At 37.5% G+C, this 14,771-nt stretch carries 17 protein-coding genes and 1 pseudogene; 4 read left to right on the forward strand and 14 right to left on the reverse strand.

Annotated elements, in window-relative coordinates; all coding sequences use genetic code 11:
- Positions 1-12: 12 nt before the first annotated feature.
- The gene (locus KSU66_RS07140) at positions 13-954 is read right to left on the reverse strand and encodes a thymidylate synthase (RefSeq protein WP_269050739.1); all 942 of its coding nucleotides are present in this window, start codon (positions 952-954) and stop codon (positions 13-15) included.
- 810 nt (positions 955-1,764) lie between these two features.
- Between KSU66_RS07140 and KSU66_RS07145 the strand changes: the two genes are divergently transcribed.
- Positions 1,765-2,415: a hypothetical protein gene (locus KSU66_RS07145; protein WP_269050740.1), complete on the forward strand. Its 651-nt coding sequence runs from the start codon at positions 1,765-1,767 to the stop codon at positions 2,413-2,415.
- 622 nt (positions 2,416-3,037) lie between these two features.
- On the opposite strand, the gene KSU66_RS07150 is transcribed toward KSU66_RS07145, so the two are convergent.
- The gene (locus KSU66_RS07150) at positions 3,038-3,235 is read right to left on the reverse strand and encodes a hypothetical protein (RefSeq protein WP_269050741.1); all 198 of its coding nucleotides are present in this window, start codon (positions 3,233-3,235) and stop codon (positions 3,038-3,040) included.
- A gap of 797 nt (positions 3,236-4,032) precedes the next feature.
- On the opposite strand from KSU66_RS07150, the pseudogene KSU66_RS21420 reads away from it, so the two are divergent.
- Positions 4,033-4,212: pseudogene (locus tag KSU66_RS21420) on the forward strand (IS5/IS1182 family transposase); the annotation flags it as partial.
- A gap of 159 nt (positions 4,213-4,371) precedes the next feature.
- The gene (locus KSU66_RS07155) at positions 4,372-4,944 is read left to right on the forward strand and encodes a BclA C-terminal domain-containing protein (protein ID WP_269050742.1); all 573 of its coding nucleotides are present in this window, start codon (positions 4,372-4,374) and stop codon (positions 4,942-4,944) included.
- Positions 4,945-5,148: 204 nt separating this feature from the next.
- Here the strand turns inward: KSU66_RS07155 and KSU66_RS07160 are convergent, their stop codons facing one another.
- From KSU66_RS07160 to KSU66_RS07175, 5 genes are all read right to left on the reverse strand, one after another.
- Positions 5,149-5,637 carry a hypothetical protein gene (locus tag KSU66_RS07160; RefSeq protein WP_269050743.1) on the reverse strand — a complete coding sequence of 163 codons (489 nt, stop codon included), beginning with the start codon at positions 5,635-5,637 and terminating at the stop codon, positions 5,149-5,151.
- A 648-nt stretch (positions 5,638-6,285) separates the two neighbouring features.
- Positions 6,286-6,564 carry a hypothetical protein gene (locus KSU66_RS07165; RefSeq protein WP_269050744.1) on the reverse strand — a complete coding sequence of 93 codons (279 nt, stop codon included), beginning with the start codon at positions 6,562-6,564 and terminating at the stop codon, positions 6,286-6,288.
- 70 nt (positions 6,565-6,634) lie between these two features.
- A complete protein-coding gene (locus tag KSU66_RS21425) occupies positions 6,635-7,042 on the reverse strand; it encodes a restriction endonuclease (RefSeq protein WP_443028953.1) in 408 nt (135 codons plus the stop codon).
- Between the two features lie 245 nt (positions 7,043-7,287).
- Positions 7,288-7,656 (reverse strand): hypothetical protein, encoded by a 369-nt coding sequence (locus KSU66_RS07170; protein WP_269050745.1) that lies wholly within the window; start codon positions 7,654-7,656, stop codon positions 7,288-7,290.
- Positions 7,657-7,853: 197 nt separating this feature from the next.
- A complete protein-coding gene (locus tag KSU66_RS07175) occupies positions 7,854-8,171 on the reverse strand; it encodes a S1 family peptidase (RefSeq protein WP_269050746.1) in 318 nt (105 codons plus the stop codon).
- A gap of 232 nt (positions 8,172-8,403) precedes the next feature.
- Between KSU66_RS07175 and KSU66_RS07180 the strand changes: the two genes are divergently transcribed.
- Entirely contained in the window at positions 8,404-9,270 is an 867-nt protein-coding gene (locus tag KSU66_RS07180) for a tyrosine-type recombinase/integrase (RefSeq protein WP_269050747.1), read from the forward strand.
- Between the two features lie 152 nt (positions 9,271-9,422).
- Here KSU66_RS07180 and KSU66_RS07185 read toward each other — a convergent pair whose 3' ends face one another.
- From KSU66_RS07185 to KSU66_RS07215, 7 genes are all read right to left on the reverse strand, one after another.
- Positions 9,423-10,010, reverse strand: coding sequence for a YpjP family protein (locus KSU66_RS07185; protein ID WP_269050748.1), 588 nt, complete (start codon positions 10,008-10,010; stop codon positions 9,423-9,425).
- Between the two features lie 270 nt (positions 10,011-10,280).
- Positions 10,281-11,060, reverse strand: a complete 780-nt coding sequence (locus KSU66_RS07190) for a class I SAM-dependent methyltransferase (protein WP_269050749.1) — start codon at positions 11,058-11,060, stop codon at positions 10,281-10,283.
- Positions 11,057-11,494 carry a BrxA/BrxB family bacilliredoxin gene (locus KSU66_RS07195; RefSeq protein ID WP_269050750.1) on the reverse strand — a complete coding sequence of 146 codons (438 nt, stop codon included), beginning with the start codon at positions 11,492-11,494 and terminating at the stop codon, positions 11,057-11,059. The genes KSU66_RS07190 and KSU66_RS07195 overlap by 4 nt, the downstream gene beginning before the upstream one ends.
- A 309-nt stretch (positions 11,495-11,803) precedes the next feature.
- Entirely contained in the window at positions 11,804-12,046 is a 243-nt protein-coding gene (locus tag KSU66_RS07200) for a hypothetical protein (RefSeq protein ID WP_269050751.1), read from the reverse strand.
- A 62-nt stretch (positions 12,047-12,108) separates the two neighbouring features.
- Positions 12,109-12,348 carry a hypothetical protein gene (locus KSU66_RS07205; protein WP_269050752.1) on the reverse strand — a complete coding sequence of 80 codons (240 nt, stop codon included), beginning with the start codon at positions 12,346-12,348 and terminating at the stop codon, positions 12,109-12,111.
- Between the two features lie 342 nt (positions 12,349-12,690).
- Positions 12,691-13,647: an N-acetylmuramoyl-L-alanine amidase gene (locus KSU66_RS07210; RefSeq protein WP_269050753.1), complete on the reverse strand. Its 957-nt coding sequence runs from the start codon at positions 13,645-13,647 to the stop codon at positions 12,691-12,693.
- A 245-nt stretch (positions 13,648-13,892) separates the two neighbouring features.
- Entirely contained in the window at positions 13,893-14,732 is an 840-nt protein-coding gene (locus KSU66_RS07215) for an aldo/keto reductase (protein ID WP_443028948.1), read from the reverse strand.
- Positions 14,733-14,771: the final 39 nt, after the last annotated feature.

Below are 14,771 nucleotides of genomic sequence, written 5' to 3' on the forward strand. Positions count from 1 at the left end.
TATCTCCCTTTCTTAGACAGCTATTGGCGCTTTAATTCTTGGATGTGGATTATAATTTTCAAGCTCTATATCGGATAAGTCCATATCAAAAATGGATTTTCCATTTGAATTTAATTTTAATGATGGCAATTCTTTCGGCGTACGTGAAAGTTGTTCGTTCACTTGGTCAATATGATTCGAATAAATATGTGCATCTCCTAGTGTATGAACAAATTCGCCCACTTCTAGCCCACACTCGTATGCTATTAAATGAACGAGAAGCGCATACGATGCAATATTAAACGGTACACCGAGGAAAATATCTGCGCTACGCTGATAAAGCTGGCAAGACAATTTCCCATCTGAAACGTAAAATTGGAACAACGCATGACACGGCGGCAATGCCATATCTTCTACTTCAGAAGGATTCCAAGCTGTCACAATATGGCGACGTGAATCCGGATTTTTTTTAATCCCTTCGATAAGGTTTGCAATCTGATCGATAGACCCTTCACCTGTCGTCCAAGAGCGCCATTGTTTTCCATATACTGGACCGAGATCCGCGTATTTTCCCGCAAATTCCTCATCTGATACGACACGTTGTTTAAACAAATCCATCTCTTCTTTATAAACTTCTGCAAACTTAGGGTCTTTCGTCGCTCGAAGTCCGAAATCCGTCATATCTGGACCTGCATACTCGTCGCTCTTCACCCATTGTTCAAATGCCCATTCGTCCCATATTGGATTTCGATCTTGAATAAGCGTTCGAACATTCGTATCTCCTTTTAAAAACCACAACAATTCCGAAGCAATAAGCCTAAACGCGGTTTTTTTAGTCGTCATAAGTGGAAATCCTTCATTCAAATCGAATCTCATCTGGTACCCAAACACACTTACTGTTCCAGTACCCGTTCGGTCTTCCTTCTTCGTTCCAGTTGCAAGTACATGATTACATAATTCTAAATACTGTTTCATTTTAAAAGCCTCCTAGTGAATACCTTTAGTATAACAAATACATAACAAAAACACCGCCACAAAGGTTACGATTAAGTTAACCATTGCGGTGGTGTGTTTTTTGACCAAAATCCAATGCTGTTTATATAGCTGCATATTTTGTAGTCGCAACACTTGCAGAATCAGCGTTTGAAACGTATCATGTTTTTGCACTTCACGAAATTTAGTATATTTAAAAGTATTATTTTGGGGTACCATTGGGGTACCGTTAAGTATACTTATTTAGTTGCGAAAAGTAACCGAAAATAAAGCCACCTTCTCAATTGAGTCGCTGGCTGTTGTTGCTATTATTCACTTTACCGCCACTATAAGTTTAATATCATTTATGCTTTTTGTACAGCCACACTCTTTACTAATGAAAAAAAGACGGGACATTAAGCTAACGGGTTCGGTTGATGGGGAGAAAACATTAAAAAACACAGCATTAGGGGACACAATTCACGTATGAATTGGTGTCCCTATTTTTATTGTTATAACGGTGTTTGGATGCCTTATATGGACAAACTGGCACCACAATTAGCACAGTAATTAACAGCATCGCATAAATTTATGTTCCTTAGTTAATTACCAGGTTAAAATGCTTGCTAATTAGTTGAATATAACAACGACCGCAAAAGATACTCACCTAGAATTAATTGATAATTTCGGAGGAAATAAGAGAGCTTGTGTTAAAGTAAATTAAAGGATTCTGTATATAGATTCAAGAGTAATCTTTATTCAACAAATGGAGCCCACTTATTAAATGATATAAATAACTAAGGCGGGGGTAGAATGAGAAAAAAATTATTAATTAGTGGACTTGCCTTGTTTGTTCTTTCAGCGATACCTTTATTTCAAATGGTCAGAGAAGTAGTAACTGATTGGAATCTAAATATTCGTTATAAAGTCGAACAGACTTATGCCGAACAGGGATTTCCTACAACAATCAATGTGCAGGAAATTGAAGTTAAAGGACACCTCATTGAAATAGTTGAAGAACAAACTGGAAAAAAGGGAAGTTTAACCTTATGGGATAGAGAAGAAGGTGTAGAGGCTGGAGATATTGTAAGAATTCATATATTGGTTGATGGCAAAGAAGTAACGCAAGCAGACGAAATTTGGCTCTCGAATCGGGATAGAGGAAGTCGTTATTACTCTTGGCTTGATATTTTAACGGTTAATGATAAGGTAGCCATCGTACAACGTCTTACAGATGACGATGAAGCAATGAACGACCGTAGATGGAAAATTATTTGGATTGATAAACAAGGCGATATTACAGATGAAAAAACTTCTTATCAAAAGCGAAATGAAAATCCTCTTGCTGTTCGTTTAATAAACGTTGCTGGCACATCATTAATGAGTATGGGTTATTATTCAGACATACTAAAGGGATACCATCAATTTTCTTTCCTTTGTTATATCCAGCGGGAACTGGGGTAATAGGTATTTTGTTAAGTGCTATTGCAATTCTTCCACGAGAAAAATCATATTAGACGAATAACCAGTATTAGCATATAAGTTTTTTAAAATTCTGTCTGTCTATCCATCAAAACAATCCTTTTGTCTATGCAAGAAACGGATGCGTTTGTGGAACAGACTATACGCACCTACTGTCAGTAAAATATTTCATCGAAAAACGCTTGTCTGAGCGTTTTTACTTGCTATTTATATTGCTGAATTAATACTGAAACATTTGCCAATGGAATTGTTATTTACATTTTTTTAGCGTTTTTCTCCCCGTCAACCGAATCCGTTAACATTAAGCGCCCTCTTTTTCATTTCTTATTTTTAAGTTTTCAAGCAGATGCATCGAATGCAAATAACGCTTAAATTGTACTCAAAGAAAAATACGGAAAAGTAAGCTTCTTGCTCACAGGAGATGCGGAGTCTGCGGTTGAAAACATATAACAGTAACAACAAATGGTTCAACGTATTCGGTATCTGCTAAAGCATGGACGCCACCACAAGTTAAACCAGAGCCAACCGAATCCTGGTTCCGGAACGAATGTGTTTCCCTGTAGATAAAGCTCTTTTAGCTATTCCTGATCAACTTTTATGGTAATCATTTTTCTTCGCCCACCCATTCATTCAGCCACTCGATTTCCTCCTGTGATAAGCCCTGTTCTTCTGTTTCTCTTTCTATTACATGGTGCCAATTCGCCTCTTCCCATTCTAAGTGGGTTTCCCACTCACGCATAACTTTAACTGCCTTTTCTGGTTCAAATATCTGTCTAGTTTTGAATGGTATTATTTTCGCCATTTTCACCACCTCTTCCGACTTGTTCTGTTTCTTCTATAATAATGGTTTTAATCGAAAGAATCAAAAAAGCCCAAACTATTCTAGTCTGGACAATCTTGATATAACTCATTATTTTCTTTTCTTATCTTTCTATTTCTTCTTCTAGTAACGCACCCGTTAGTGTAAGTAAATATAGTGATTTATTTATGTTTCACTCTTCCACTTAGAATGGGTATAGACTAATTGAAAAAGCAAAGCAACTACTATTGACGAGGTTGATATTATTTTAAAAGGAATGGATAACTCTGAATAAGTGAACAGCATTATAATTGCAACGACACTGAATGGTATCATCCATAGCGTCCTAATAAACTTTTTCTATAATTCAGATTCCAGTAAATAATTCCACTAGTACGACCATTTTTCAATGTAAACACCCTCTCTTTCAATATTTTACCACAAAAGTATTTCTTTACTATTCTACGTGATTTCCCTAGATCATATACTAGATTTTTTTGAGCAAAACATCTATAGAGGTAGCGTATTGAAAATGTGCTTAACGTTGTAAATCTACATTTCCCCTGTCGCTATCCCATACAGATGAAATTTTTAATAAATTAAGGACACTTTAAAAAATTCAACTTAATAGCTACACTAGAAAATTGTATCAGCTATTTCGGTCTCGTTTTGCTACATGGACTTCCACTTCCGGGTAGATATACAGCTTATCTATAGGTTTTAGTTTTGAAAATCACTCTGCGGATTCTCACTTACGAAAAAACCAACCCGTTTCATTCAATGGCGGAATGAAACCGGTCGGTTACTACGAGCAATTCGCACCAACGTGTGTCCTGGAGTATCCCTATCGTTACGATAGCTTCGATCCGAAATACAAGACACTGAAATATACACGCCCGAAAGAATATGCGACCTGTCCATTACAACATGACTCCCTTTGTCAAAAGACCTATAAAATCGGGCAATCCACGGATCTCCGGCCAATTTATTAAGCAGGCAATTTGCCTTTTCCCTCATGTCTTCGGTTTCTTCACTTACACTAGGATCAATCTTTAGTATTTTTCAATAGTAAGACAAGAGCCAATCGCCCCTCATTCCATTTTTTACACGCATAGTATATTACAAAAGGAGGTGAATAGATGGATTTTAATAACCACAACTCTAATCGTAGACGTTGCAAATGTAATATCAATCCATGCTCTTGCAAAAAAGTATGCAGAGTACCAAGTGCTTTCATAGGACCGTTCAGAACTACCGAACGGCCTGAATCTCCCATTATCGGAGCCACATGTGGGTTATGCGAATACGGGTATATTTACAACCTAACTCCTCAAGTGGTAGCTGTAGAAGCTGATATCTTGTTTGATTCAAATGGAGTGATGACACCTGGAATTGTGCATACCCCTGGAACCACTCAAATTATAGTTAACGTTCCGGGAGACTACCAGGTTCAATTCGTTGTGTTAGGTACAGAACCTAACCAATTTGCCCTGTTTTTAAATGGCTCGGTGGTTCCGGGTGCAATCTACGCTTCAGGTGCAGGCACTCAGATAGACGGCGGTCAGGGTATATTCACCATAGCAGCAGGCGATGTTCTTACCATTCGAAATCATTCTTCTGCTGCAGCAATTGGCCTTGCGTCCCCTATAGGCGGCACACAAGCAAACGTAAACGCTTCTATTGTCATTAAATTGTTGAGTCCCATTGGATAGAGAGGAAATACCCGGTACAAATCATCTTGGTTTCACTGGATTTTAATAGTACTTTGATAGACAGTAATTTTACCGAGTTCTTCATCTATAACCACCGTAAAAAAACGCATACTTAATGAAGTTTCCATCTGTTACGGGTGCGTTAGTAAAAAGGACCATGAATAGGTCCTTTTTTCCTTTTCAATAGATTATCAACAATCTTATTCAACAGAGCCTAATTTTAAGTAAGGACAGATAAAAAATCTTCAAGGTCGCCAGATTATTCTTAGATATATCCATGTTGTTGCGATGCAGTTCTTGAAGCAGTTTCGTAACGTTACGTGCCGATAGTTCCTGAACGGTTGCGAAGAAAGCATCCTGTTTTCCAATCAATCCTTTTAATACAACGACCGTTGCTTCCACCACTGTATCCGTGTCACCTTCCATTGGATTAAAGCCCGCAGAATTGGGTTTGTCAGGGTCAACGTGAATACATGGAATATCCATTTCTAAACACATTTCATATACCATTGCCGCCACATCCCCTTTTGATTCGACAACGGAAATACCTAATGGCACCCCTCGTTTCTTCTGTAGCAGAAGTTGATAAATCATCGGCTTCAATATCGTTGCCGTCTTGCCGCAACGGGTTGGTCCCACTGCAAGCATATGAGTGAAGCAATCACTCCCTTGCCATACGATGGGCACTCCCATCTACCTCACCTCCTTTTAGTAACATTTCTTTAACCAATCCCGCTTACCGAAGTACTCATGTATCTGATCCATTTTGAACGGTGCAGGATGATCTTCCTCAAAACTGAACAACGTCTAAATGGTGCTCGATATTTTATATCTGAGTAATTCCAGGTGCTCTTTGTTCTGATTTCTAATCAACAATTGATTTGATTGTTCACCTTCCTTCCATAATAAATTGGGTAGCGCTTTGGCATTGTGAGATATACGTTTCGCCCAAAATCGCATATCCTTTTTGTGGTTTCGGGTATCCATCATCCTCAATAGTAAGAGGGGTGTTTCAAGTACAAGAAAACCCAACTCGATTAATTCGGCTGGGCTTTTTTTCGCTACATGAACTTCCACTTCTGAGTAGATATTCAGCTTATTTTTACAGATTTTAGTCTTGAAAAACAATTTCGACTTCCTCCTTTTCGTAAAAATAAAAACAAAAATAACACGCATCATTCAATTGCTGAACGTAATGTGTTTTGTGTAAGTAAACGATTTATAGATTGTATCATCTGAGAAGATAATACAATTCTTTTGAAACCTTATCAATGTGTCACAATCGCACCCAATTGTTAAAAAACTACAAACATAAATCGCCCTTTAAGTATCAGTACTTATTTACTTTGAAATGACTTCACCATTATCATTAAAAGTCCATTTTTCTAAATCTTGATCAAAAATAATCTTATCTAATTCCTCATCAAGAACTTTAAATACCAATAAGTCTATTTTACTTCCTTGGTCAATAATGCTTTCAATTAAACTTTGACCACTTGTAAATTCATAGTCAAATCCTTTAATACCTAACAACATCTCTGACATTTTAATATATTTAATTGTATCAAACTCATAATATCCAGCAGTCGGAATATCAGGGTTCCTTGGTAGACTGTTCATTAGCTAGTTTTCAAGATAATGTGGGATGATTCATATAAGTTACTTTAGTATTTATATTTATATTGATAACTTATATTTTACCTTCACAATCCTGTTCTTTGAATCCTCTAAGCATAGCTAACTTTATACCCTCGTCTTCCGCAAAAGATCTAGCTCCTTTTGTATATCCTTTGGTCGTAACAACGAAGGCTTCATCAGGATTAATTTGTGAAACAGCACCAAAGAAATCTCCTACTATACTTATACCAACTTTTGAATCATTGTCCTTCCATTCGATTAAAATCCCCTTAGAAACGTTTGAACCTAAGCTGTGAACTACAACATCTATTTGATGTCCTGTTTTCTTGCTGTCTCCTCGAAGAGTTAAATCATGGATAACAACATCATTTTTGTTTAGTGTTTTAATTACTACTGATGCTAGTTTTCCGTACTTTGTACCTTGCTTTAATTTTTCCTCAGCAATATGTTCATCGTAAATATTTCTGCACTCATTTTAACTCACCCCTTTTTTCACCGTAATATTAATTAACGGGTAACTGTGCTTTATAAGAAAGTTAGACCAAAATCGAACTAAATCTGTTGTTTGAGAGCAAATAAAAAAATGATTCGAGTTTATAAAAAAATGACTATTTTCAGCTCATAACCATTTCGTAATGTATCCTAGTAGTTTTTAACATGTCATTCCTTTATTTAAAGCGCAATAAGACATCTTAGATATATAATTTAGGATGAAAGTTCTTTACTTCCTTTCTGCCATTCACACCTAGCATTAATAGAAACTTTAGATATCGTCATAAAAAGTAACACAGTAACCGGGGCTATAAAAGTAGCTGACAACCCAACTTTTGAACCTATAATTCCTGAAATACTCGAGACTATCAAAGTCTTGTTATCCTTTGATTTAATAATTCCGCTTAATTCTATCCTTTCTTCATCATATTCTGGATTTCCACACAATAATTTATAGAGTTCATTTTTTATCGAGTCGAAGTAACTACTTGTGTCCTCTTTTTTAGCACTAAATGGGGAAGTATTCTCTGTTGTGGCTGTTAACCAGGCAATAGCTGCATCCTCTGGTTCTTTAGTCTCCAACAAGCTTTTTAGAGTATCTTGTTGATATTTTGGTAATGATATTAGCCATTCCTCACTTTTATAATCAACTACACTTACTATTTCATTCCATTTCCAATCATCCTTTGTAGGTATTCAGTAGAAACTACATGTTTTGTTTGATGTAATGTTTGATGATCTATCGCACCTAAACTTATGCCACCTGTTAAAGTTGGTACTTAAGGACCAACTAAAATCCCCACCAAAGTTCTATCTTCCAAACTAATTACAGGACTTCCCGATCGTCCGGGTCTTGCTTGTATATTCAGTACTAGATGCTTGGTCTTCACACTATTATTGCTAAGCAAAATTATTGCCCCTACTTCTGTTGTTTGTTGAGTTAATACAACTCTTCCTAAATCTGAATGTGGAAATCCAATAATAGCCACTCTTTCGCCGATCCTTAAACTATCTGTATTACTTATTCTAAGATTTGATTTTGCTCCCGATGGTATATTTATTTTTAATACACAGATATCTTTAATAGGATCAATCATATAAATTTAATATTACAATCAACATGGTGTACGACATGAAAAGACCAAGCAAGGCTTCGATTCAATTGAAAAGGCCGAACGGTCACTAATCGAGGTTAAGGCTGCCGTACTGGATGGAAATACAAGTTTCGTAGAAAACGATAACTTAACTGTCCAGCAATTAAACGAAATATATGTCTATTCGAATATTACGAACTGGAAGCCTACCACTGAAAATAATCATTCGTACATTATGAAAAACTATGTACTAAATGCAATTGGACTCCGTAAAATTAAAAATGTAAATAATCTCGTCGTGCAAAAGAATTTAATAGATCCGTTGATAAAAAGAGGATTTAAGCAAGGTACGCTAATGTCAATCTACAGGCGCTTGAATGCTATTTTCATGTTCGCAATCAAACATGAAATGTTGGACAGGAAAAGGTTTTCGACCCCAAATTTAAAAGGCGCGACCGAAAGTATTAAACGAAATGCACTATCTGTTAGCGAAGTGACAAAAATACTAGATGTTGCACGAACGAAATATAAAATTACTCACTATACCGCTTTAAGTTTATTGTTTTTAACGGGAATGCGCGCTGGCGAATTACGAGCTTTGCGTTGGGAAAGTGATATAGATTTTGAAAACGAGGTAATTCGCATTAGGAGAACCAAGGATCGTTACGGTCCGAGGTCCCCAAAAACAAAAAACAGTTACAGGACGTTCCCTATAAATCAAAACATTAAGAATCTGTTGCTCGCCTACAAGGAGTGGTACGAGCACGCTATGGCGCCTTACCAGTTTCGGAATCCTCTTGGATATGTATTCGTCACATACGCTGGAGAACCGCTTGGGGAGCGGTACATGAAGCGTATTATCGACCTGCTATGCGAAAGAGAAGAAATCCCCCACTTCACACCGCACTATTTAAGACATACATTTGTTACAATCCAGTTATCTAATAAGATTCCAATTTCTACCGTTGCCGCTTTAGTAGGAGATACCTCAGAGACAATCTATAAAGTTTATGCACACTCCTTTGAAAAAGATGAAATCCAAGCATCAAGTTTAATGGATGAACTCGTCAGTTTAGAATCATTTGAAAAAGAAAAACAGTGAATTTGGGGTACAAATTGGGGTACATGAGATATTACTTGCCTTTCGAAATAAATTCGTTTGATGACTATGTAATTGCAAAACCATATAAACGTTGACAGATAAACCTTCCTAAAGAAAAAACACTCGTTATTTCAACGAGTGTTTTAACATTTTTAAGACAACCATTTTGGCGGTGTGTTTTTTGACCAATAAATATCACCAATCGTATGGTGAGCTACAAAGTTATCTTCAGATAGATGATAGTGGAAATTAAAGAAAAAGCCGTCTTGTGGGCGCTTATCTGTTCGTACATGAAAACGAATTGCGTCTTTTCCATTCGCCATATCATAGACGTTAAAAATTTTTTCAGAATACTTACCTGCTGGTTTTTCGCTAATCACTAGTCGACGTTTTTGTAATTCATCCATATTTTTTACTGTCATACGGATAGCTTTATCAATTTCCGGGAAAATAATATCATCAAATTCACTGGAAATAACCGGCCCGATTTTAGTTCCGAACTTCATATACGCTTGTTCTTGCGCAAATGCAATAAGCTTGTCTTCAATTGAATCTAATTCATATTCAATTATCGGGTCTTCTAAAGCCAACTCGTAATTGTGGTTATCTTCCAGTGCGTTCGCTTGTTTTGTACTATCTTTATCCTGTAAAAAGGTCCATATTTCATGTCCAGGAGTAATGACGCCAAATGTTAACAGTGCCACGGCGATAATGAAGGATTTCTGCAACCATTTTTTCAACAATGCTCACCTGCAATTGTGTATGATTTTTTAACAACACTAGTTACTCAGACGATAACCTTGGGAAAAGGTTTCATCTTTCCTAATTTCATTGTACAATAAACAGGAAGATAAATCTTCGTTCTTTTGAAGGAGGTTTTTACTGATGAATCCGGAATTGTTTATCGGTCTTGGAATGCTAGCTTTACTTGTTTATTTAAGCTCTTTAAGTTTCACGGACTAATCCAAAGAAACGCCGGAACTTCCCCATGTGGAAAGCTCCGGCGTTTCTTATTTTTCTATGAAACCAAAATGGAATTTTGTATTCGGTCGTACAATTCGTTTAAATCCAAAGTGTTCAAATACCGGTGAATCAAACCGATCCTTCACGACAACTCGGTGTTTGCACACGCGACGTGCATGCTTAAGCCATTCTTCAGTAAGCAAGCTAGATGCCCCGACTTGCCTAAGCGGCGTGAAATTGGCCGATTCATCAATCGGCGCACTAAACATCGGATCAATGTAAACAATGTCCCAACTCGCATCGTTTTGCGTTTCTAGAAATGCGACCGCGTCCGAATGAATAACGTTTATACGCCCCATCGCATCGGTCAGCTCTTCTGAATTAGACGGAAACGAACGTAGACCCCGTTCTGTTATGAACGCAACATCGGGGTCCATCTCAACACCTGTAACTTTCCCGCTTTCGCCTGTCACAAATGACGCAATAATACTGTCAGATGCAAGTCCTAGCGTACAATCAAGAAATGTCATACCCGCTTGCAGCTGGGCAGTTGCCATCAACGGATCTGTTTCACCACTAACTAATCGCTTTAAACGAAATGCTGCTGAATTGGGATGAAAGAAAAAAGGCTTGTCCATTCCAATCCGGTACAATTCAAACCGTTCTTTTCCCGAAATTAAACAATTAGCCTCATACGCGTCCTGAATTCTAGTTACTGACCGTTTATTTCGTTCAATAATAGGGTAGCCAAGAACTTCTGAAGCTTCCTTTGCCAGTTCCCTAGATAGATCATCAGGTCTACCGCCGGTCGTAATTATAGTAGTCACTTTGCACAAACTTGGTCTAACGCACCAGCTAGATGGTCTTTAATTTGCTCCATCGAATAATTTTCAATTTGTTCTCTTGGAATAAAGTACGCAAGCGCACCGTCTTTCCATAGCGCAATTGAAGGTGAACTTGGTGGCACTTCGGAGAAATAATCTCTAAACATTGCAGTCGCTTCCTTGTCTTGTCCCGCGAATACTGTAAACAAATGATCTGGTGCATTTTCAGTATCTTTTAACGCCTCTTTCACTGCTGGACGTGCAAGACCTGCTGCACATCCACATACCGAGTTAATAACGACAAGCGCAGTCCCCTCAAGTTTGTCCATCGTTTCTTGAACCTCTTCACCTGTAGTTAACTCTGTAAATCCAGTTTGAACAAGTTCCTCGCGCATCGGTGTAACGATGCCTTTCATATACTCATCGTATGCATTCATGTTTTCGTCCCCTTTCATATGTGTTCGAAATAGCTTGTATATCAAGTTCCACGAGTTCTATTCTACCTCGACTTTCATACATTTTCACGGTTTGTCGCTTTAAATGTTAGTTTTGGTGATTTATTAAGTTAATTGATTGGAAAAATCACACCGTTTGCAAGGTTTTTAATGGCAGACGAACACTCGAAATAGTTGAATGGTATTTATGACTAATTAACAAAGTATCAATTAGCTCCATTTATTTATGAAATATTGAAAACAAAAAGAACGCCCGCATTTGGACGTTCCTTTGTTAATCACTTAATACAGTTATTTGTTTTTTATATAGTCTATACCTTGCGTTGTTATCGCTAAAACTAGATTATCTGTCCCTTGCCCGCTATCTGTGGCATATTCCTTTTCGATAAGGTATTCAATAGCTAGTTTGCTATTTACGTCGGCATTTACCATTGCTTTAGGTAAATTATAACTCCCGCCATTATTAGCAAGATGATATTCATAAAGACTTTGTAAGAGTACATCCGATAATTTATTTATTTCTTCATTAATCATGAATAACCCCTCCCTCTTTTCACCATCATACGACAAACGAGGGTGTAATCCTATCTTTTTTATTATTCGAAACTCCTCTTCCCGAACCTACGTTCCGAAAATTTATAATCAATAAACGCTCCAATGACTCCAACAGGTAATCCCCCTGCGGACACTGAAAGTAAAATAATAAATAGATTTACTTTCCCTACTTTTTGATACAAAATATAAAAAACTAAGGCGATTCCAATCGCCATAAATACTGCTGTGAAATAATAAGTTATTTGAATATCTTCTTTTATCACCGGTTCTTTTCTCTCCATATCAAGCCCTCATTTCACAAAACGATAATTCATTCTTATTATTTACTTATATTTATCGTTTCAATCAATTTTGACTCGATATCTGAATTTCCCTTTTCTATATTTTTATTATTTAAGCAACATGAACAGGTTAGTAATACGAATTAGCTGATGTCTGGACTTCAAATTGATTTTTCGTCTGTCGCTCCTGGTTCTCAAAAACCCATTGGGTCATTGCTCAATAAATCCTCGTTTCGCTTGGTCCATTAATGAATCTCCCACCCCTTAAAACTTACCGTTTTTGAAATAATAAAAAAGCGACCAACCATTAAAACTTGTGGAAGGTTCGCTTTTACTTTTATTTTATTTTTTTCTTACTTTATCAAGAGCCACCCTCGTCTTCGGCCCGTAAATACCGTCGACTTCTGCTGGCGTATGGACAGATTGGAATCGTCGTACTGCATCGCGTGTTTTCGTTCCATACAATCCGTCAATACCATTGTCTTTTGCCCCCTTATCGGGATAAAAATAAACAGATGCTAATGCTTGCTGCATCGCCTTCACATCTGCCCCGCTATCGCCATAACGCAATACCTTTGAAGATGTAGGTTGTGGCGATGGCTTATCCGCAGTTTTGCCCTGCAGCTTATCCAATAACTCGTTATTTTGTGCCGCTGTACCACTATACTCTGTAATCCCATATTGTTTTGCGAGTTTCGCGCGATTCGCAAAACTCGAATCCATTTTGTTCGTATTCATCCAGTCTACAATAGACGTAGATGTCGATGATTTTCCCTGTTCCGGTTTTGATGGCGGTGACTGGGGTTTACTTGGCACTGGGTCACCAGCCTCCACAAGATGCTTAAACCCTGCCCAATCGATGCCTTTTTTACCGCTTCGTAAATTGAAAGGACAATTCTTTCCGCTCCACTTATTGTGCTGAACTACCCGATCCATCGTTATCCGCGGATATGTAGCTAAAAGTTGTCGAACGAGCCATGCAGCGTTCTGGACAGCTTTTTTAAAATCACTATCGCTATTCACACAAATTTCTATTCCAATAGATTCGTAATTCCCCCTGCCCTTCCCATCACCCGCATGCCAACATCGAATAGTGTCCGGAAAAGATTGAACCACTTCCTTATCGTCCACCTGGTAATGCCATGATGCCGAATAGCCATTTGACTGCAAGTTTGCGTGAGTTTGAGCTCCCGTCCCTTTATCATAATTGGCTGTTTCATGAATTGTAATATAGTTACAAAGATTTCCCGAACCGTATGTCGACTTTCGACTAGATACTAATTGTTGTTTCATTTCCATCTCATTTCCTCCTCTTTACTGTATATGTTTTTTCTGACGATTTGTACAGGCTCTAAACCTACTAGTGTGGATAAAATCTACTTAGTGTTAGCCCTTATGTATCAATCCCCCGGCATTCCAGTTTTAAAGCCATTTCATCATGAAAAAACACCACCAACGACACCCATAATAAGGGATGTAATTAGTAGTGTTTTTTAAGAATGAACTTAAACTGTTGATTATATTACAATAGAGGCTTTTTTTATTTAAAAATCAAAGTTATCCGGGTCTGGACCAACTCGGTGATTCTCATTCAAACTATCGATCCGTTTCATATCATCTGCCATTAATTCAAAATCAAATACGGATGCATTTTCTGCTATACGATGTTCTTTAGTTGATTTCGGAATTGTAATGACGCCATTTTGCAGGTCCCAGCGTAAAATTACTTGGGCAACAGATTTACCATATTTATCGGCGATTTCTTGGAGATCTGTGTTATCCAACAACTGGCCCTGCATAAGTGGGGACCACGCCTCCAACTGAATATCATGTTGTTGGCAAAATGCTTGCAGTTCTTTTTGTGTCAAACGTGGATGGTATTCCACTTGGTTTACCATTGGTTTAATTTCAGCATCCTTCATCAAATCTTCAAGATGATGAATTTGGAAATTACTTACGCCTATTGCTTTAACACGTCCTTCTTTATAAAGTGTTTCTAGTGCTCTCCATGCCTCTTTATATTTACCTGTTACTGGCCAGTGAATAAGGTATAGATCTAAATAGTCTAAACCTAGTTTCGTTAAGCTCTCTTCATAAGCTGCAATTGTTGATTCGTAACCTAACTCCGAATTCCAAACTTTAGATGTAACAAATAGTTCTTTTCTCGTAATACTTATTTCTTTAAGCGCTTCACGAATACCTTGACCTACGCCAACTTCATTGCCATAAATCGCAGCTGTATCGACACTTCGATAGCCATGTGTAATTGCAGTCTTTACCGCATTTACTAATTCTGGACCTTCCTCAACTTTAAATACGCCGAGACCTAACCAAGGCATTTCCACGCCGTTTTGTAACGTTGTTGTAGATTGTAAGTTTTTCATAATTTAATATCCCCCTATTTTTTAATTAAAGTTGTGTTG

The organism is Sporosarcina sp. G11-34 (assembly GCF_026931025.1).

Coding starts and splice junctions, on each gene's coding strand:
- KSU66_RS07155 (WP_269050742.1), top strand. CDS start 4,372: ATGGATTTTAATAACCACAACTCTAATCGTAGACGTTGCAAATGTAAT.
- KSU66_RS07175 (WP_269050746.1), bottom strand. CDS start 8,171: ATGATTGATCCTATTAAAGATATCTGTGTATTAAAAATAAATATACCA.
- KSU66_RS07140 (WP_269050739.1), bottom strand. CDS start 954: ATGAAACAGTATTTAGAATTATGTAATCATGTACTTGCAACTGGAACG.
- KSU66_RS07200 (WP_269050751.1), bottom strand. CDS start 12,046: ATGATTAATGAAGAAATAAATAAATTATCGGATGTACTCTTACAAAGT.
- KSU66_RS07165 (WP_269050744.1), bottom strand. CDS start 6,564: ATGAACAGTCTACCAAGGAACCCTGATATTCCGACTGCTGGATATTAT.
- KSU66_RS07195 (WP_269050750.1), bottom strand. CDS start 11,494: ATGAATGCATACGATGAGTATATGAAAGGCATCGTTACACCGATGCGC.
- KSU66_RS07210 (WP_269050753.1), bottom strand. CDS start 13,647: ATGGAAATGAAACAACAATTAGTATCTAGTCGAAAGTCGACATACGGT.
- KSU66_RS07150 (WP_269050741.1), bottom strand. CDS start 3,235: ATGGCGAAAATAATACCATTCAAAACTAGACAGATATTTGAACCAGAA.
- KSU66_RS07160 (WP_269050743.1), bottom strand. CDS start 5,637: ATGGGAGTGCCCATCGTATGGCAAGGGAGTGATTGCTTCACTCATATG.
- KSU66_RS07215 (WP_443028948.1), bottom strand. CDS start 14,732: ATGAAAAACTTACAATCTACAACAACGTTACAAAACGGCGTGGAAATG.
- KSU66_RS07180 (WP_269050747.1), top strand. CDS start 8,404: ATGAAAAACTATGTACTAAATGCAATTGGACTCCGTAAAATTAAAAAT.
- KSU66_RS07145 (WP_269050740.1), top strand. CDS start 1,765: ATGAGAAAAAAATTATTAATTAGTGGACTTGCCTTGTTTGTTCTTTCA.
- KSU66_RS07205 (WP_269050752.1), bottom strand. CDS start 12,348: ATGGAGAGAAAAGAACCGGTGATAAAAGAAGATATTCAAATAACTTAT.